This window comes from Thermoactinomyces daqus (assembly GCF_000763315.1).
In the GTDB taxonomy this organism is placed as follows: Bacteria; Bacillota; Bacilli; order Thermoactinomycetales; family Thermoactinomycetaceae; genus Thermoactinomyces_A; species Thermoactinomyces_A daqus.
The window spans coordinates 1-18,603 of the sequence record NZ_JPST01000010.1; the positions used below are offsets into that span (position 1 = coordinate 1).

At 41.4% G+C, this 18,603-nt stretch carries 21 protein-coding genes, 1 other RNA gene and 1 pseudogene; 14 read left to right on the forward strand and 9 right to left on the reverse strand.

Going from position 1 to position 18,603, the window contains the following annotated elements:
• The 5 genes from JG50_RS0104540 to JG50_RS0104555 form a co-directional block, all read right to left on the reverse strand.
• Positions 1 to 236 (reverse strand): hypothetical protein (locus JG50_RS0104540; RefSeq protein WP_033099939.1); only part of this gene is annotated, 236 nt, incomplete at its 3' end.
• Between the two features lie 253 nt (positions 237 to 489).
• Complete coding sequence (locus JG50_RS0104545; RefSeq protein WP_033099940.1) at positions 490 to 1,566, reverse strand: hypothetical protein; 1,077 nt, start codon at positions 1,564 to 1,566, stop codon at positions 490 to 492.
• A 314-nt stretch (positions 1,567 to 1,880) separates the two neighbouring features.
• Positions 1,881 to 1,950: hammerhead ribozyme type II (locus JG50_RS19230), an RNA gene on the reverse strand.
• Positions 1,951 to 2,397 carry a hypothetical protein gene (locus JG50_RS0104550; protein ID WP_033099941.1) on the reverse strand — a complete coding sequence of 149 codons (447 nt, stop codon included), beginning with the start codon at positions 2,395 to 2,397 and terminating at the stop codon, positions 1,951 to 1,953. It abuts the RNA gene before it with no gap.
• A 208-nt stretch (positions 2,398 to 2,605) separates the two neighbouring features.
• Positions 2,606 to 3,316 carry a hypothetical protein gene (locus tag JG50_RS0104555; RefSeq protein WP_033099942.1) on the reverse strand — a complete coding sequence of 237 codons (711 nt, stop codon included), beginning with the start codon at positions 3,314 to 3,316 and terminating at the stop codon, positions 2,606 to 2,608.
• Positions 3,317 to 3,963: 647 nt separating this feature from the next.
• Between JG50_RS0104555 and JG50_RS0104565 the strand changes: the two genes are divergently transcribed.
• Both JG50_RS0104565 and JG50_RS0104570 read left to right on the forward strand, forming a co-directional pair.
• Positions 3,964 to 4,752, forward strand: coding sequence for a ParA family protein (locus JG50_RS0104565; protein ID WP_052153998.1), 789 nt, complete (start codon positions 3,964 to 3,966; stop codon positions 4,750 to 4,752).
• Positions 4,739 to 5,152: a hypothetical protein gene (locus JG50_RS0104570; protein WP_033099945.1), complete on the forward strand. Its 414-nt coding sequence runs from the start codon at positions 4,739 to 4,741 to the stop codon at positions 5,150 to 5,152. The genes JG50_RS0104565 and JG50_RS0104570 overlap by 14 nt, the downstream gene beginning before the upstream one ends.
• A gap of 48 nt (positions 5,153 to 5,200) precedes the next feature.
• On the opposite strand, the gene JG50_RS0104575 is transcribed toward JG50_RS0104570, so the two are convergent.
• The gene (locus JG50_RS0104575; RefSeq protein WP_033099946.1) at positions 5,201 to 5,398 is read right to left on the reverse strand and encodes a hypothetical protein; all 198 of its coding nucleotides are present in this window, start codon (positions 5,396 to 5,398) and stop codon (positions 5,201 to 5,203) included.
• A 142-nt stretch (positions 5,399 to 5,540) separates the two neighbouring features.
• Here JG50_RS0104575 and JG50_RS0104580 point away from each other — a divergent pair, with 142 nt between their 5' ends.
• From JG50_RS0104580 to JG50_RS0104590, 3 genes are all read left to right on the forward strand, one after another.
• Positions 5,541 to 5,759 carry a hypothetical protein gene (locus JG50_RS0104580; RefSeq protein WP_152568481.1) on the forward strand — a complete coding sequence of 73 codons (219 nt, stop codon included), beginning with the start codon at positions 5,541 to 5,543 and terminating at the stop codon, positions 5,757 to 5,759.
• A gap of 113 nt (positions 5,760 to 5,872) precedes the next feature.
• Positions 5,873 to 6,073, forward strand: a complete 201-nt coding sequence (locus JG50_RS0104585; protein WP_033099948.1) for a hypothetical protein — start codon at positions 5,873 to 5,875, stop codon at positions 6,071 to 6,073.
• 43 nt (positions 6,074 to 6,116) lie between these two features.
• On the forward strand, positions 6,117 to 6,419 hold the full coding sequence (locus tag JG50_RS0104590) for a hypothetical protein (RefSeq protein WP_033099949.1): 303 nt from the start codon (positions 6,117 to 6,119) through the stop codon (positions 6,417 to 6,419).
• 32 nt (positions 6,420 to 6,451) lie between these two features.
• On the opposite strand, the gene JG50_RS0104595 is transcribed toward JG50_RS0104590, so the two are convergent.
• Positions 6,452 to 6,829 carry a hypothetical protein gene (locus JG50_RS0104595; protein WP_033099950.1) on the reverse strand — a complete coding sequence of 126 codons (378 nt, stop codon included), beginning with the start codon at positions 6,827 to 6,829 and terminating at the stop codon, positions 6,452 to 6,454.
• A gap of 192 nt (positions 6,830 to 7,021) precedes the next feature.
• Positions 7,022 to 8,317, reverse strand: coding sequence for a helix-turn-helix domain-containing protein (locus tag JG50_RS0104600; protein WP_033099951.1), 1,296 nt, complete (start codon positions 8,315 to 8,317; stop codon positions 7,022 to 7,024).
• 235 nt (positions 8,318 to 8,552) lie between these two features.
• Here JG50_RS0104600 and JG50_RS0104605 point away from each other — a divergent pair, with 235 nt between their 5' ends.
• The 8 genes from JG50_RS0104605 (at position 8,553) to JG50_RS0104635 (ending at position 16,562) form a co-directional block, all read left to right on the forward strand.
• Positions 8,553 to 9,344, forward strand: coding sequence for a cyclase family protein (locus tag JG50_RS0104605; RefSeq protein WP_052153999.1), 792 nt, complete (start codon positions 8,553 to 8,555; stop codon positions 9,342 to 9,344).
• A 22-nt stretch (positions 9,345 to 9,366) separates the two neighbouring features.
• Positions 9,367 to 10,221, forward strand: a complete 855-nt coding sequence (locus JG50_RS0104610) for a hypothetical protein (RefSeq protein WP_033099952.1) — start codon at positions 9,367 to 9,369, stop codon at positions 10,219 to 10,221.
• Complete coding sequence (locus tag JG50_RS0104615) at positions 10,214 to 10,831, forward strand: class D sortase (protein ID WP_052154000.1); 618 nt, start codon at positions 10,214 to 10,216, stop codon at positions 10,829 to 10,831. The genes JG50_RS0104610 and JG50_RS0104615 overlap by 8 nt, the downstream gene beginning before the upstream one ends.
• Positions 10,828 to 11,940, forward strand: a complete 1,113-nt coding sequence (locus tag JG50_RS0104620) for a conjugal transfer protein (RefSeq protein ID WP_033099953.1) — start codon at positions 10,828 to 10,830, stop codon at positions 11,938 to 11,940. Before JG50_RS0104615 ends, JG50_RS0104620 begins: the two co-directional genes overlap by 4 nt.
• Positions 11,941 to 12,039: 99 nt before the next feature.
• Positions 12,040 to 12,195, forward strand: a complete 156-nt coding sequence (locus JG50_RS19955; protein WP_160173805.1) for a hypothetical protein — start codon at positions 12,040 to 12,042, stop codon at positions 12,193 to 12,195.
• A gap of 136 nt (positions 12,196 to 12,331) precedes the next feature.
• On the forward strand, positions 12,332 to 13,174 hold the full coding sequence (locus tag JG50_RS0104625; RefSeq protein WP_235281604.1) for a DNA adenine methylase: 843 nt from the start codon (positions 12,332 to 12,334) through the stop codon (positions 13,172 to 13,174).
• 12 nt (positions 13,175 to 13,186) lie between these two features.
• Positions 13,187 to 15,199: an ATP-binding protein gene (locus JG50_RS0104630; protein WP_235281606.1), complete on the forward strand. Its 2,013-nt coding sequence runs from the start codon at positions 13,187 to 13,189 to the stop codon at positions 15,197 to 15,199.
• 1 nt (position 15,200) lies between these two features.
• Positions 15,201 to 16,562 carry a hypothetical protein gene (locus JG50_RS0104635; protein ID WP_033099954.1) on the forward strand — a complete coding sequence of 454 codons (1,362 nt, stop codon included), beginning with the start codon at positions 15,201 to 15,203 and terminating at the stop codon, positions 16,560 to 16,562.
• Between the two features lie 741 nt (positions 16,563 to 17,303).
• Here JG50_RS0104635 and JG50_RS0104640 read toward each other — a convergent pair.
• Positions 17,304 to 17,768: pseudogene (locus tag JG50_RS0104640) on the reverse strand (Tn3 family transposase); the annotation flags it as partial.
• A gap of 603 nt (positions 17,769 to 18,371) precedes the next feature.
• Between JG50_RS0104640 and JG50_RS0104645 the strand changes: the two are divergent.
• Positions 18,372 to 18,603, forward strand: a 232-nt coding sequence (locus JG50_RS0104645; RefSeq protein WP_033099956.1) for a phage integrase N-terminal SAM-like domain-containing protein, incomplete at its 3' end; no start/stop codon positions are given.

Sequence of the window (18,603 nt, forward strand, 5' to 3'; positions counted from 1 at the left end):
AGAGAGGAAAGCATTTCATAAGTTGCGTCCGCTTTGTCTTCTGCTTTTGTGGCTGCCTGTTGCGCAACGGCTTCCGAGATCCCTTCAAGGGTTTCGATCATGCTTAAAGCTTCTTGTCTGGTTAACGTCTGATCTTTCAAAAAAACTAGATCCTGCTCGATTCCGTCTAATCTGTCGTTAAGTCGATCCATTTTTCTATCGAGCTTTTCAAGCAAAGATAAGTATTTGTCGTCCACCGTGCTACCTCCGATCGTGAAGACCCTTTGTGCGTGCCAATCACTATGGATTTCAATACGTACCTAGACCACACCTTCCGGCATAAAAATCGGATTCATGGATATACTATTAAGATATCCAGAATCGATTTTCAGGGGTCTGTGCGCCCCGTAGAGCGACGAAAATTACCTCGGGGCACATTTACCTATCCCCGACCCAAAAACACCCCTAAAATCGAAAATTTCTACGCACTTTTAAGTAGATCCCCTAGCATCAAAACACCGGAGTTTTGTGCCGTTGACTCATTTGCTCAATTTTAGCTCTCAGCTCCGCTATTTTTCGATCTTTGTCTTCTGGATCAACCAACTCTTTCTGATCCTGCTCGCCTTCATGCTGTTTAAGCATTTCAGGCAACTTATCACTTCCGGTCTTTTTGCGAACAAGACGGCGTTTGGGTTTTTGTTGCTCTTCTTTGGCTTTCTTTGCTTCTTTTTCAAGTTTGGTTTTATAGTAACCACCAGCAGCTAGACTTCTATAAAGATGCCCAGAAGGATTTTTCTTAGCTTTAGATGTCGTGTATTTGACTTCTTCAATAATTTCTTCCCAGGACAAATTTTGTTTGAATGCGACTTCTACCATTTTTTCAGCTTGCTCAAAAGTAAGCGATTCACCTATGTACTTCTGGTAGATCACTTGAATGATTTCTTCGTCTGAAATTGATTCGTCGTCGATCATATTACTAACTAAACTAACTAAACTACTACTAGTACTAGTAAGGGGGTGCAGATTATGCATCCCGCCCTCTAAAACCCCTTGATTTTCCTGGGTTGCGGCGATCTCGGGGTTTAGGGATGCATTTTCTGCATCCCGGCCATGCAGATTTTGCACCCCTTGATTTTCGCGGGGTGCAGATTTTGCACCCCCGGAATGCAAATTTTGCATAGCGCTATTTTTACGGGGTGCATTTTTTGCACTCTTCCTTTGCTTCTTTTCTGCCAATTTTTTGGCGTGGACTTCCACAAACGGAGTAAGTTCTTTTATACCTACTTGATCCGGATGATTGAGAAGGTAAATGTTACTTTTTTGTCCGGTGGATTCAATTTGCGGAATAATTTCTACTAACCCAACCTTCTCCAGCTCTTTGATGATTTCATCAACAGCACGCTTACCAAAGTCGGTATAATAAGCGATTTCCTCTTTGATTGGGCAGCGGCTGCCTTCGATTTTTATGTGGCGTTCAAGGTAGCTATAGACATACTTGAGATTTCGTGGAAGATCGTATTTGAAAATGTCCACCGCGTTATAGTTGTCCGGTTTGTAATTGAGAATAATTTGATCCTTTTTATCCATAAAAAAATCCTCCCCCTGATCGGCTCCATGCCACCAAGAAGAGGATTCGCACTCGCTTGTTCCGCTATATCCATCGCGCAATTCGCGCAATTTCCCATTATTTTAACAAAAATAGATGGTTGCCAAAAGGCAAATTGGCGGGTAAAATGGGAAGTGAATAGTTGAATATGCGGAACGGAATGCGGCTCATCTCTTGGAGGGGATCGGAGCCGTTTTTCCGTTTCATTGGCTCAATTCTAGCATTGATTGGTAGAATCAGCAATAAGAGAAAGAAGATTTTGACGCTCCCAGTGATACCGGCGAGCGTCTTTTACTTTGGTCTGGCTCATCAGTGAAAGGGCGACCACTCCCTTCCAGACAGGGGACGAATCCCCCGTTTCGCCTTCATTGTGCCTCTCTTAATTCATTAATGGCTTTCTCTGCTTTATATTTGGAACAGGACGCAATTTCTGCAAGCTTTCGAATGCTCGGCAATTTTCCGTTTTCGGATTTAAACTCTTCGGCCATTTTCTTGATTTCTTCATCCGACAATCCCCGTGTCTGTTTGTCTGATTTCTTTTTCTTGAATTGAACCACTTTGTCCGATTTTTTCTCTTTCTTGGAAGTGTCCGTTTTCTTATCGGACTGTCTGGTTGTCCGATTGTTGCCCGGTGTCTGATTTGCTTTTTGTTCGATGTGGCTGTCTGAATCGCTGTCCGATTTTGTCTGTCCGATGTAGGCGTCCGACTGTTTGAAAGTGTCCGATGAGGTATGTCCGGTTTCTTCACTGTCCGATTTTGGGCCGTCCGTTATTGGTCCGATTTGTTCGGACGTGAGTGTCTGATTCTCCACTGTCTGTTCATGGGTATCCGATTGTCCGATGGTTTCATCCGTTGGGGAATCGCCAGGGTTTACTAAGCTTTGGTTGTCTGATTCACTTTGTCCGTTGGTAGTGTCTGATTGTCCGACTTGTTCTGTCTGACTGTCTGATTCATCTTTGTCCGACTGTCCGGTTTTGGTGTCTGGGTGTCCGATGGACTCTGTCTGATTGTCTGGTTCCTCATTGTCCGATTGACCCTGTCTGACTGTCCGTCTTCTGGTTCAGGTACAGCTGGATGGCACGTCGGACATCCTCGACTGTCAACCGGTTCCGTTGGATGATCTCCATCACTCGGGTTTCGTCCTCTTCCTCTGACTGGCTCAGATGCTGATAGGCGAGAATCCCTTCCGCGATGATTAGCAAAATCGGAGTGGTAAATCCAATAATTTGCCCTGTCCGGGTATGAGCCATTCCAGAGATATTTGACCATTCAACAAAAAGAATCCCGATAATGAACCCCAAGGCAGAGAAAACAATACCCAACCAAGTGAGTTTCGTTTTCTTCTTCTTCGCCACGCACTTTGTCAAAATCGCAGTCGAAGAGATGAAAACCACTTCAAACATCACGAGTCCGATGTATTCCATCCCTCCGGTTGCTCCTGCTCTGCGCAAGAGTTCAATCGAATGAAAAATGCTAAAAACGATGGTTCCCAACAAGACAATGACCGTAGATGTCTCGATCAACAACCCCACAATGAAAGCAAACAGCTTTCGGATGTTGGTATAAATTGTATCGAAGAGATTGATCAACATCGGACCAAAGTCAGCGATAAGATAACCCAATTTATACAATCCACAAACCAGCAGATTTGGCGTCCGGGAATGACGAGGATAATATCCCGCTTGGTATTGTTCCATTGCTTCTTCCCGCCATTTGTGATACCATTTCATCGTTTCAATCAACTCCTTCTAAGGTGTTGGTTTGCCTTGGGCGATGTGCCGATCGTCCAGGGCTTTTTATTTTTTTGCAACTATTCTTCAATACATTTTTCCTTAGCCCATGTAAGCAAATCTTCTCGATCCCATACATGATATCGGCCCAACCTTCCTATTGGCTGTGGAACCTTACCCCTTTTTATATAAGTTGGAATGTAACGTTCATCGTATCCTGTAATCTTTGCTACCTCATCGCTTAGCGCAATTCGTTCTAGGGCTCTTATTAGCATTGATCTATCCAATGTAATCAACCTCCTTATAAGATTTATTTGTTTGTTTATTCCGTAATATCATAACACAGATCAAGTTTACATATCAACAATATTTGCTATAAAACTTGCTAGCAACATTGGTATTAACTATTAAATTTGCTAGCAATATTGATATAAGGTTATAAAACAATACATAAAATTTGTTTGAAATGGTATATGACAAACTATCTGAATTGGATGTTGAAACCATTCACAAATGTTTATCGAGATCAATACTACCAATAATGTTTCAATCATTATCTGACCTCATTGATTTTCTGCGTGTTTCATGGATTTTTTACCTGTGGTAAACTGGACATGCGTCTACCATATTAAGGGAGGTAGAGGATATTGGGGGAAGTATTGGCGTTTATCGTCAACAAGGGAGGCGTGGGGAAAACAACGATTGTTGTGGAGCTTGCTTCCGCTCTGAATTTGAGGTATCCAGAAAAGAAGGTATTGATCATTGATGGCGATGCACAAGGAAATTGCTCAGTTGCTTTCAACCATGATCCAAGGGATTTTAAAAACACGCTATATGACTGTGTAGTTGGCGATTTGCCGGCAAACGAAGCAATCATCAACTTAAGACCGAATTTAAACTTACTTCCAGGTAACAAAGACATGAACTATTTCGAGCTAGATGTTTTGCCTAATCTAAACGGGCGTAACCCGTTTGGCTTTTTTGAAAAGGTGGTCAATCAGATCCGCGATCAGTACGACTACATATTGATCGATTCGCCTCCGGATTTGAAAACAGTAGCTATCAATATAATTAAGTCAGCTGACCGTTTGTACATCCCTTTTAAACCGGAGAAATACAGCGTTAAGGGATTACTTGCGGTGCTTGAAGTGGTTGAAGAAGCACAGAAAAAGATAGGCGCACATGCAAAAGTAGAAGGTGTCATCGCCAATATGGTCCGATCGCAAACCAACTTGCATTCAAATTACTTATTGAATGCGAGCATTTTCTGCCACAGAAAAAGTATTCGCTTGTTTGAAACACGAATACCTGAGACGATTCGGTTTGCTGATGCAGTCGCCAAATTTGGCATGCCACACGTTTTGGCTGATCCCAAAGGACCACATTCAAAAATTTACTTTGATCTGTTGGAGGAGATTTTGGATGGCACGAGGTAAAGGACTTGACGGATATGGAGATCCATTTAAAGAATTGGGTGGCTTAGAGGAAAAAACAGAAGAACAAAAAGAGCAAGCAAAGCAGGAAGAGTCAGCTAATTTACCTGTTTCCGAAAAAGAAAAAGACCCTCAGCCAATCACTGAGGATCAACCTGTTGAAAACAAAGAAACAGAACCTAAAGTAAGCTCTTCTTTAAGCAAGTACAAGAAAAAACCAAAATACGAAACTCATGTCGCGCATAATATCCGCATACCACGAGAAATGCGTCAGGACATGGAGAAAATTGCAAAGAAACTTGGCATCCCACTTCGCAAAAACACAGGTTTCTTTCAGGAGTTCACTATTGATGCTTTGCGTCCGGCGATTGAAAAAGCCAAGAAAGAACTTGGTATTGAGTAGATTGTCACTCAAAATAAGATTTTTTGCAACTGTTTAAAGCCAGGGCAATTATTCCCCTGGCTTTTCTTGCGCTTTCGCCTGAATTGCAGACAAGGTTTCTTTTGGCGACAAGCCAGTTTCTAATACTGTTTGAATGATACCTTCGATAATTTCGTTCATGTTTGAATCATAGTCAATGGCATATTTCGCAAACTTTTTGTGGGTTTCTTTGTCAACTCGTACATAGATGACCTTTTTTTCTTCCATGAATCGGCTCCTTTCCGTGCAAGTCTCTTGCTATCATGATATCACGAATTAGGACAAAAATTTTCTGAAAAGAATATTGACAGCTATCTATATAGCATGCTAGCATAGAATCAGAAGTTAAACAACCGATGATGGAAAGGCGGTGAACCAAACAGAGATGAGCGAGGCTGAACAAGCATTTTACGAAGACGTTGTTTTGAGAACAACTATTGTGAACGGCATCCGCGAAAGCAAGCGGCGCAGAAAGGAAAGACTTCGCAGACCTATTTTCCCATTCGAACACATACCTATATCGCAGCGACCCGCATATGTTAAAGCTGGCGAAGTCACAGAATTTGAAATTGAAAGGGGTGATATCTAATGAATCGCATACTCTTTGGCGAACCCGAACCTTATGATCGGGTTGTTTCTAAAGATCCGTATGAGTTCGACCTTGATATCGACCCGCCGCGGTCGTAAGGAGGACTTGGAGCGATGCCTCGGAAGAAAAAACCTGATGGTCCGATTCCGCCATCGGTTCCGCTTTTTAGGGAACTGGAGAATATGAATCGGACGGCCAAACCGACCGCACCTCATAAGGCGGATCGGACCGCGAAGCCGACAGTCAAAGAAAAGCTCCCTCCGAAGGCACTGGAGAGAGCAAATGAAGAAAGTTTTGCTATAAAGACAGTTTAACACGGAACGGTTGCAAAAGCGAACAACGAGGGGGACCAGCATCATGGGGTTGTTTGAAAAATTCTTTAAAGGCGGAAGCAGTCGAGCGTTTGAGGAAGCAAATAAAAATATTCTTGATGATTATTACATCGAGAAAGCAAGAAAAGAACGCGAAGCAGAGGAACGCCGTCGCCAAAAGGAGCGCGAACGGGAAGAACGTCTCCGCGCAGAAGCTGAAGAGTACGACAGAAAAATCCGGGAGGCTTTGGAACTTGCCAACCGGGGAAAGTCGAAAAGCTGGTGGGATGATGACGACGATAAAGATGATGACAAAGGCAGCGGTGGCGGTTGGTTTAGCGGTTGGTAAAAAAATGGCCCATCCTTTCGGGGATGGTTTTTTTATGTGAGGATTCCGTTTTCATCTGTTTCCAAGCGGCCGGTTTCCCAAAGGAGCATGAAGCATTCTCGAAGATCAATCCACACATTTCTGATCTTTTTATCCCGCATGTTTCCGAATGCAATTGCATTTTGGCCAAGCCAAATTTTCATCTCGCGGGGCGTCATCGGTTCTTCAAAATCTTCGCGGAACCCTTTGAAAAGAAGCATTTTGACTTTCTCATAACATGTATAGATAAACTCCTCATCTTCAAGATCTACATACCCGACCTCATTTACCTTCCGCATCTCTTCCCACTTCCGGGCGATTTGTTGTTTTGTTGGATTGAAACGAATACTGCTTAAATGCTTTGGTTGCTTTAATTCCTTTATCGAGAGCATTGTGCAACCTCCATCGTTTTCTTAAATTGTATCATTTTCCATAGAGGAATATGTTCAGTGAAAGTAATAGTAGCGGCCCAAAAGGAACAAGAAATGTCTAAATAATGGATTCAATCAAATAGCCTTGATCACAAACATGATCAATGACTAATCAAGCCCTTCCGATCAGGAGAGGGCTTTAAGTTCATGCCTCTATTTGGCGGATGAAAATCTTAATGTAATCAGTTCATCAAGGATAGTATAGTATTTGGTAATCCCCAAGCATTTGTAGCTTTGCGCAATGAAATATAAGATCTCTTCTACTTTATCCTTTTCCTTCTGTTTTTTTGCTATTTTGAGAGCTTGTTCGAAATACTGAATTGCGATAGCATAATCTTCTTGAAGTAAATACATCTCACCCGTAGATTTAAGAGCGGCGAATAAATCACGATTATTTTCAATATGTTTACTCAACTTAATGGCTTTTAAAAGGTATTCTTCGGCCAAACTCCATTCTTTTTCCTTGCTGTAAATTTCCCCTAACAAACGGTATGTCGGAGGGAGAATTTCTTTGTTGTTAACATGTTCCGCTAAATGAATAGAGGTTTCAAAACAATACTTCGCCTCTTCAGGATCATCTATCGAATTGAAAAATTCCCCCATAGTAGTCCACAACATATATGCTCCATCATGTGATTCATTTAAACGGGCGATGTAGATGCCATCTGATAAAACTTCGAGTCCTTCCTTAAACATCTTTTTGTGTCTTAAACAACGTGAATAGATGTCTATTGCTTCCATCAAAACATTTACATAACTAATTTTAGAGCGTAAATCCCAAATTTTTTTAGCTTCTGAATAAGCTTCTTCGATCCGTCCCAATTTGTACAAGTATATAGCTTGGTCAGTTTTCAATCTAAAATAAGGAAAGTCCCGAATTTCGCTCGGAATATAGCAGTCTAATCCTTTTTTGGCTAACTCTAAAGCTTTTTCAAATTCATTTCTCAAATAAGCAATTCTGGCCAAAAACCGATAGGACATAGATTTTCCGTTCAGATGTGACAGGTCTTGACGTTCATCTGTTAGTCGAATGGCCTCCAAAAACTGTTGGGAGGCTTTTTCTAGTTGATTCCTTTTCATATAGAAAAGCCCTTTAAAATAAGGAGTAGCAGCTTGATAACTTGAATTATCGGGGAGATATCCCATTCCTTCTTGAGATTTGAGTAAGTCTATCCAAGTATGTGCTGCCATCATTCTAATATACTCTTTCCCATCGTCTTTCACATCGTTTTTTTGTGATTTTAGTTCATTTATCAATTCCTCCCAAGAATAACCTAATTTTTTAGCAAGCTTTCTCATTGTCTTAATATTGTGATTCGTGCCCCGTTCAATATTGCTAATGGTGCTGGCAGACATACCAGGTTCTGCTAAGTCTTCGAGCCGAAGATTTTTCTCCTTTCGAATCTGACGAAAATATTCACCTATTTTCAATAAAAATAAGTCATTCATTATTTTTCACCCTTTAAAAAGTGTTTTATGTGTTACCAGTGTTTCTATTAAGGTGGAATTTTAGTTTTTAAAACTGCAATTAAACATTGTTTAATGTTGATCGCTTTACAGCTGGGTTAAATTCTAGAATACATTGGTATAATTCCAGTTAAAACGCCACTAAATTGATCGGATGATTATGAAGATATACAATCATCCATAAATCATATTAACAATACAGACTAGGAGAAAACAAATGAAAGAAATCTATGAGAAAAATGGAAAACGAGTAACATTGATTGACCTGAGTGATCGATTGTCTAATGAGACCAGCAGATATGAAATAAAAGAACATCAAATTCATTATCACGACCATAAGCAAGGTATACATTTACCTAAAAAAATATTGGGACTAGATCAAAAATACTGGCCTGATGGTTTGGCTTGGGCAACAGAGACTGTGATACTTAACACCCACTCTGGAACACATGTCGATGCGCCTTATCACTATGGTCCTATCTCCGATGGAAAACCAGCCCGGACAATTGATCAAGTTCCTCTTCACTGGTGCTATGGAGACGGTGTTGTTTTTGATATGAGGCATAAAAAGATTGGTGAAGGCATCACTCAAGAAGATCTGCAAAAAGAATTAGATCGAATCGGATATAAACTAAAACCTTATGATATTGTCCTGATCCATACAGGTGCTTCTAAACATTTTGGGACACCTGGATATTTCTTCAAACAACCTGGATTAACCAAGGGAGCTGTTGAATGGCTTATTGACCAGGGCATTAAGATGATTGGGATTGATGCTTGGGGAATTGACCGGCCACTGGATCGTATGGCAGAAGAGGCCAAAAAAGGAGAAGTTCAGTTCTGGGAAGCGCACCTTGTTGGAAGGGAGAAGGAATATTGTCAAATCGAGAAATTAGCCAATCTGGATCAGATTCCTAAACCGTTTGGCTTCAAAGTATCTGCGTTTCCCATAAATATTGCTAATGCAAGTGCTGGATGGTCGAGAGTGGTCGCCATTATTGAAGAATGACGAATGGGGGAGGGAATGCTGGTTGAACGAAAAAGAAATACTCGATTTGTGGGATACAACCCGCCGAACTCCGCACGATCCAAAGCGAGTACTTGATTTATGGGATACCACACGAACGGACAACTATCAGTTGCAACAAATGAGAAATAGGCAACGGATGCGAAGGTTAGCGATGATTCCACTTGCGAGCGGGGTCATCACCGTTGGTTTGGCATTCGGGAGCTTGGTTCCAGCTTATGCTGAACCCATCCTGGAACCACAGATTGGACACGAACCGAACGTTCCGCATAAGCACTTAAAACACTTATTTCACCGATTCCATTCCGAGCCATTGCTTCGGTCTCAATCAGAGCCAAGTGAAAGCCCGGTTTTGCAGGAAACGCCCAAAAAAGACACAGGATTTCAACCGAAACCTTCTACCGAGAGTGAAGAAGTAGAGCCGATTTCGAATCAACCCAGTCCGATCGAAGAGAAGATAGAGAAGAGGGAAGAACCTCAAAAGGTCGATCAGCCAATCGAAAAGAAGGAGCCAGAACACACCACTGCTCCTGTCAAAGCACCAACGACTACAGTTCATGCCGAACCGGCTTCAATCCAAACCTTCTCTGCCAAAGGAGTACATGAATCCCAACCTTTGAAGCGGGTCAAAGAGATTTCCTCTCCTTCGGCGAAAGAGGCGGAACAACCTGTCGCAGTGAACACCGACTCGGTCACGCCCAAGGAGATCGATACCACGCCGCTGCGGAAAACAGAAAACGGTGGAGACTTGCCCAAAACAGCCGGGGATTCGGTCTCCATTGCGATTTTCGGTTTGCTCCTGATTGCAGGAGGGGGGCAACTCGAAGCGGCTCGCCGGATGTGGCTGAAGCATGTTTAAGCTGGCCACCCGAGCAATTATTGTTGTCGGTATCAGCGCTTTCCTATATGGAGTTACGAAGCAAAGCCTTCCTTATTGGTGGAAGGCTCCTTCTTCTTTCTCTGCGTCCAAAGTGATAGAAAAACCGGTTCATGCGAAAGAAAAGACGAAGCAACGGTTATATTCTTCAATCCCTGAAGAAGGAACCGAGATCGGAAAGCTCACGATTCCGCGACTGGATATCCAGAATGTCCCGATCATTCAAGGAAGCTATGAGAACGACTTGGCGATCGGAGCCGGGCACTATGACCGCAGTGCCTTGCCCGGTGAAGCGGACAACTGTGTGATTGGTGGACATCGTGACCAGTTCTTCCGGGCATTGAAGGACATTCGCGTTCAGGATGACATTCTGATTAAAACGAGTGCGGGTCGGTTTACCTACCGGGTGACGAAAACCACCGTCGTTGATAAAAATGACCGGACAATTATCGTCTCGACCGCACCACACCCGGAATTGCGGCTCGTGACCTGTTATCCGTTTACCTTTATCGGACCCGCTCCCAAGCGATTCATCGTCTTTGCGGAGCTGGTTCACGCAGAGTATCACGCGAAAGGAGGGGGGCTTGAATGAGAAAACCCCATCTACCGTCAACAACCCCGTTGCAATTTAAGAAAATTGCACTGTGGGGGTTGCTGGCCACGAGTACGATTATCAGCACGGCTGCCATCGGTCTTTGGGCAACCGGGCAGTTCAATATCAGCACGGCAGCCCCGACCGTCATCGAGCAAAAACAATCGGCATGGGAAACATCCGGTAACGCCAAAGCCTTTGCCGAAACCTTTGCGCATGAATACTTCAAGTGGAGTGTCGGGCTGGAAGAACAGCGGGCGAATCGGTTGAAACCTTATCTTGCGGCAGGGATCGACCCTCAGGCCGGCATTGATTTCTCTTCCCTCTCTTGGCATGCACGTCCGGAAGAGGTAAAAGCCGGAGATGCGGAACCAGAGGGAAATCATCGAAGCATCGTTTATGTTTCCGCGATCGTGGATTACTTCAACCCGAAGAATGAAAATGACTATTTTTCTGAGCGGAAAATCTTAGCCGTCCCGATTCTGGCGAAGGGAGAGAATCATTTCGTTGTCATCGACACTCCCTATCTTGTTCCACTCCCCACAAAGCCAGGGGATGCCTGGAAGAAGACACCCCTGCAAGGTCAGGATGTCGAGGAACAAGTGGAATCGGAAATCCAAACCGCACTGGAGAGTTTCTTCAAGGTTTACGCCGAGGGAAAAGATAGCGAAATCAGCTACTTGACCCAAACGACGAAACCGATTCATGGATACAACGGGTCCATGCAGTTTCTTTCGATTGACCAGTTGGAAGCCGTCCAACAAGGTAATCACTACGAAGCTCAAGCACTGGTCCATCTGAAAGAAGCCAATTCCGGGATGGAAGTCACCTATCCCTATGAAGTGGAGCTTTCCAAAGAAAACGGAAGATGGTTTGTGACCGATTTACGCTGCCTCCTTGCCACTATTATATCAATTGGGAAAATAAAGAAAAAGCCCGCCACAGCTTTACTTCGGCGGGAAGAAACCGGAGCGATACCTCCTAATACGATCCCGGCCAGACGCGAACCGGTCAGCGCTTCGCCTTCGTCTCCGCTTGACCGGTTCTCTTCTCCTCCCCTCTGCTCCTCCTCTCACTCTTTATTAGTAATCGAAAGAAATGTCAAATAAATATGGATGAATTTTCTGATACCTGAATAGTATACGGTAAGGGCATGTGATAAGAAAGGTCTTTGTTTGCCATACTCTTTTAGCAAGGATAAAATAAGGTTGAGGAAAGGGATTACTCCCTTTCTCCTATACGCTGTAGGACACCTTCATGTAAACCGCCTTGATTGGGTTGCCGTGGTTTGGAATTGTGATCACGTCACCTTTATCATTACGGAAGTGGCGATGGGAATCCTTAACCCGATTCAAACGGGTTAAAAAACAAAGCCGAAACCTCAGTAATATCAAGGGTTTTGGCTTTCATCGCTCAGAAGACGAAATATTAGCTCTCAGGGGCAATTTCATCGTGTCATTTTTCTAATAGGAATAAGCACAACAGAAACGAGGTAAAAACGTGATCTGTAATACTATTGAATTAGATAAACCGATCAAAGTAGATCCTTTTCTAAGATGGGTTGGTGGAAAACGATGGTTTGTAAAGCATTATAGTGATTTTCTGCCGAACAAATATAATCGCTACATAGAACCTTTTTTAGGAAGTGGATCTGTTTATTTTCATTTGCAGCCTAAACAAGCCATTTTGGGTGATATCAACGAGGAACTGATTATTACGTATATAGCGATTCGTGATAATTGGAAACTTGTAGAAGAAAAACTGATATGTCATAAAAAGAAACATGATGACGACGAGAATTACTATTATGAAATTCGCAAATCAAAACCAATAAATCCCTTTGATCGGGCCGCCAGATTCATATATCTAAATCGGACATGCTTCAATGGTATTTACCGAGTGAACAAAAAGGGAGAATTTAACGTTCCAAAAGGAACACGTAATTCTGTCATCTTTGAAACCGATGATTTTGAAAGTGTATCGAATGTCCTTTCTACTGCAGAAATTTACGCCATAGATTTTGAAACTCTTATTGATCAGTCAGGCCCAGATGATCTCGTTTTTGCTGATCCGCCTTATACTGTAAGGCATAATCAAAATGGATTTATCAAATACAACGAGAAACTTTTTTCTTGGAACGATCAAATTCGATTGGCAAATGCGCTCGAACGTGCTGCTAAACGTGGATCCAAAATTATATCAACAAATGCAAATCACGAATCGATTAGAGATTTGTATTTCGAAAAAGGATTCCGAATTGAAACAATTTCCCGTTATAGTTCGATTTGTGCCAATCCAAACAAAAGAAACCGTTTTGAGGAAGTAGTCATTTTAAATAAATAGGAGGTCTTCTTGATGCAAAGACAAATGACAATCAATTCCTTATTGAACAACATATCCAATCAAAACAGTCCGCTTTTCAATCTTCGGCTTTTTCTTGAGCAGCAGAAAAATCTGAAGGATGCCAGGGATACAGAAAGAATGCGTTTTGTGGGTTATGTGCTAGAAATAGGCTATGACAAGACTAAAATCATCACAAGCGATCCATATAAAATGGCTGTAGGTGGGATCCCACGTGGTTCTTTTTTGATCATGGTTCCCAATGATTTCGGTAAATTGCCTTATCACTTTATTCTTTTACGTGTGACCGGAGTTGCCACAACACCGCTAAGAAATCAGGAGCAACAAACTTATTTTGAACTGCACAAAAAAGCGATGCCTGAATTAGATATCTGGATCCAAAATGATTTGCAATGGGGCACGCTCGACTGCAATATTCTCGGAATGTTTTATCCTAATCCAAATGATTCAAGCAAATTGATGTTTTCTGGAGATGTAAATAATGTGGTGAGTCCCCATCGTTATGAAGTATTTGCGCCAGATGATACCTTACTACATTTAATTGTCAATGGAATTGTAAAAGATGAATTCCAATTTGAAATAGGCAAACTCCGTCCTACAGAATGTCAATTGACAATAGATGCGATGGAAACTCCAGTTATTATTTCAATGAAAGATTTCATGGGATGCCGCACAGCCATGTTTGGTAAAACACGTCTTGGTAAATCCAATGTGGTGAAATTGTTGGCTCAAGGAATGATTGAAGCAACGGCTGAAAAAGGGAATGTTGGACAGCTCATTTTTGATATCAATGGAGAATATGCCAATGACAACGACCAAGATGGAAACATGTCTCTTCGTTCTGCTTACGCCGATCATTGTTTTGTATATGCTCTTGTTCCAAGGCCAGAAACACCGAGCAAGCCTCTTCGGTTAAATTTCTATGAACAGCCTAAATCGTGTATCGAAATCTTAGGATCGTTATTGCAGCAGAACAACAAAACATCGAACTACATCCAGAGCTTTTCCAGTGTGAAATTGCCAAGCATCGAAGAAATCATGGAACTTCCTGAAAATGAACGAACCAGACCTATCCGAAAAATTCAAATGTATTGGGCTATTCTTAAAGAAGCGGGATTTGATCCAGATATAAAACGATTACTATCCTTTCAATTGAAGGGTGGATCTGCCTATGGTTTCAATCCACAGTTCAATAGAGATTTACGAGAGGCCGCTTATAAAGAGGCAGGAGAGAAAGTTCCAGAAAATCCAAATACTTTGAATGAATTAATCCGGGAACTCAAAGTGATGGCGAACTTTGTACAAAAGAAATCAAGAAGTAAAGCATTGATAAGCAAAAGTAGTGGAGAGCCAATCTTTGATGCTGATGACAAAGCATTATTAAACTTCTTAAGTCCAACGTCAGGATCAGGCCCAAGCATACTTCGATCATATCAAAGTTACCATGATCCCCATGCCAGCGATTTTGCGAATGAAATCATTGATCTGTTGGATCAAGGAAAAACTGTCATTCTGGATCTTGGAAATGCCACCGATGAAATACGACGTTACTTTGCGGATATGCTTTCTCGAAAAGTGTTCTCCCGCCAAGAAGAAAAATTTGTAACAAATTCACTTGGAGAACATTACGTACAACTCTACTTTGAGGAAGCTCACAATTTATTCCCGCCTGATGACAAGGAATTCACTGGAGTTTACACTCGATTTGCCAAAGAAGGGGCCAAATTTCACATCGGAATGATCTATTCCACTCAATCACCTTCAACGATTAACAAAGAGCTATTGATTCAAACAGAAAATTTCTTTGTTGGTCATTTGTCCTCCAGTGATGAGGTTCATGCGCTCGTCAAAACGCAAATCGCTTATGCTGGCATTGAAGATGAGATATTGAAAAGCAAGACACCAGGATATATGCGAATGCTGACTTTATCGCATAGATTCGTTATTCCAGTGCAAACTCCAATTTTCAAAGAAAAAATCGCGAATCTAAAACAGCGAGGTGCTTAAAATGGCTTATTCAGGAGGAAAACTTCCTTATGAAACCGCATCAAAGCTTGGACATTTGAATGTTGTTCAAAGTGAATGGGTCAGATCACTAATTAAAGATTTTGAAGCATCCAAAACTGAGTTGGATATAGACAGCACGATATGGACTGAGTTTTCAGATGAACATATAAAGCCTCTGCGTAATATTTGGGCAGTTGATGGATCTTATGTGAAAGTTGCTTCTGACAATTTTCCACCACGTGAAGTTGCTTTTGTAAAAACAGCTTTGATGGTTTTGGACAAAGCTCGAATTGATAAAGTAGACAAAAAATATCCGCATCCTTTGATCCTTCAAGATATCATGTCAGACAGTGGTATTTTTCATGCCACTGTCTTCCCACTAAAAAACATTCGCACAAAAGTTGGATCCAACTATACAAAAGTAAGACATATTGTCCGAGATTCGATAAAAATAGATAGTGAAGGCAGTTTCTATGAAACCCTTAAATGGCTGGCATATATGAAATGGGATCCAAAACAAAAAAATCCATCACCATCCTTTACTTGTCCTCATTGCCACAAAGAAATTCCTGGGCTTTCTTATGATTTGGACGAGGATGAATGTCCAAAATGTAATGGAACCGTATTTTTGACAGACATGATTGGTTTTCATTTGGATATGAGTGAAGATAGTGCTCCAGAAAGCATTGCTTCTGCTTATATGTCTATAATGGAGCATCTTATGTTGTTTACTGCGATTCGTTTATCTTGGCACCACACGGACAAAAACCTGCTTAACGAATCCTTGTTTATCAAAGATGGACCACTTACTTTACGTGGGCAATATTCCAAGCTCGTTCCTAATATCCGCGCTTTCTTAGAATATGCAAAAAAACAAGGTCGTTCAATTCATATTATTGGACAAGAGAAAAATGGGGTATTTGTTGATCATCTTTCTACCCTTGCTCGATTTGTATCACCAAAAGAAAAAGGGGAAAAATTGAATTATGCGATTTTGTCGCATGAATATGTTCGGAGAGAAGTTTACAGAGCACCAGAACTGACTAATCCTTATGGCAGAAAGACAAACTGGGGTGAAAAGGTTTATGTAAAACTGGATCCTAAAACGTACATCGTGTTGAATGTTCCAACTGGTGAATATAACGAAGATGACACATTTCCATACAACATTAATGATTTAATTGGATTTGAACGGATTCTTGCTACATTGCCGGGACTGATTAGTCATAAACATGAAGGTGCATTATTCCCCATTGGATTAGCGAATGCAATCGCATCGATGTCAAGTTATCCTTCAGCAAAAATACTCCAACGCTTTTTTGAAGAATATGATAAAAAAGGTGGATCCTGTTCCATAAAATAGGCCTGCCCTACCCAGCACCCCAAAAAAGAAAAGCAACATAATCAATTGGACAAAAACTGATAAAAAATTCGATTAGAAAAATAAAAGTGAGATGGACCTTTGATATTTTTAAATGTGCTAAGGTCTTTGAATCCGATGGACATAAAACACAAAAGAATGACGAATAAAGAAATAAAGCGTCAGAACCAAATCTGTTCCCGGAAATAAAGAAAACTGCCCCGATTACAGGGCAGTTTTCTTTTTGATTCATAAAAACAGGGGTCTAGAAGGGGTAAGTCCGAGGTAAACACAAAAGCGGCATGATAGATGGGTATTTTTGTGAATTAGTGGATTACGACGAGTTTTTGCGGGTTTATGCTTGAAAATCAAGCGGTTTTTGCTTTATATAGCCTTAAATCTTGTCATAATCCCTTATGGATCATGACAAGATATTTCATCGCTAAACCATTAGCATCACTGATGTTTACATTTTTTTCTATCTATCGTGCCGTTTTTGGACTTATCTCGGATTTACCCCTAGAAGCCTTTCTGAGCCACGAAAAATTATTCCGAATACTCCAGTACCCCCTAAATGAAACTGAGCATATAAATCGAAAAATCTAAAAGTGTTCCATCCCATGAAGGGGTAAGTCCGAGATACGTGTAAAATATACAGTTATAAATAGAAATTTGTTCCAAATCAAAATAACACCAGCTCCCTTGCCTGTTTCACGTTAAGGGAGCTGGTTAGTTTATGACTTGCTATTCCACAATGCTAGTTGGCAGGATTAATTGTGGTTCTGGGGGCTCAGGTGCATTGTCCATGTCAATTACATAGTCACCAAAGCGCTTTATGTGACTGGTCATGTAAGGACTCAAAGTAGCTACGGCTTCACTTTCGATTCCGTATCCTTCTCTGGTCAACTCCCGTAGCACGGCTGTTAAGTCCACTACATTTTGAAGAATAACTGCGTTTGCAACAAGATCATTGTACTTAATCACCTTTTCTTGCTCTTCTGGATCATTATCAGCAATAATGCTTTCACCGCCGAAAAAGAGCCATTTAGAAAAGCCATTATAAGCTTCAGCCTTGTTTGTGGTAGCTGTGATTTGTTGGCGAAGCTCCAAGTCTGAAATATATTCCAGTAAAAACACGGTTCGCACTACCCGCCCCAACTCTCGAAACGCTTTGTATAGTCGGTTCTTACGGCTGTCATTACTCAGTCTTACCCCATTTGCAACTGTATATTTTACACGTATCTCGGACTTACCCCATGAAAGGGGAGGTGGATTTTATATCATAAATAATTGTGATATAACATAATGCAAAAAAAACACGGGGGAACATTGTAACAACATCATTTTATCTCCTGGATCCTGGCTTTCTTAATTCATGACATATAGCATAGCTTATCCTGAAGGTTTGGCGTGACAGCCCCTTAGACCTTTGACTATTGTTCAATCGATTGGCTAGTCACTTTTATTTGTATTTTAAAACGTTGTTATAGTCATCCAACAACATAACATTGTGAACATGTTTGTTGTACAGACTCACTTCCTTCTGAATATAGTGGCGAAGGTCACCAACTCCCAAATAGTTCCCGAAATAAAAGATCGGTTCATTTTCCATTTATTGGGGATATAGCACTAAAATCGGTCGATGCTCCTCCTACCCCAAATACGAGCAAAAACACTTTAGTTTGGTTCCGAGAATGGGTATTCTCGGAATAATATTTATTAAAATAGATATAAATTGTTCCGAGAATATGGTATAATTAGATATGAAAAATTGTTCCGAGAATATAAATCGACAGGAGGCGATCCATCCCCATGTTCATTAACGAGTTCAAAGACTGGCTTTTGGAAGATGGTAGATCGAAGGAAACCCTACGGTCTTATGAAGCAACACTAAAGGATCTCATTTCTTGGTACGAAGAAACCGTAGGTGATGAATTTGACCCTCGTGAGATTAGCTCAAAGGACTTGCAAGATTACCGTAGCTTTTTGGAGACAGTCCGAAAGCAAAAACCAACTACCGTTAACAAAAAGGTGGCAGCATTAA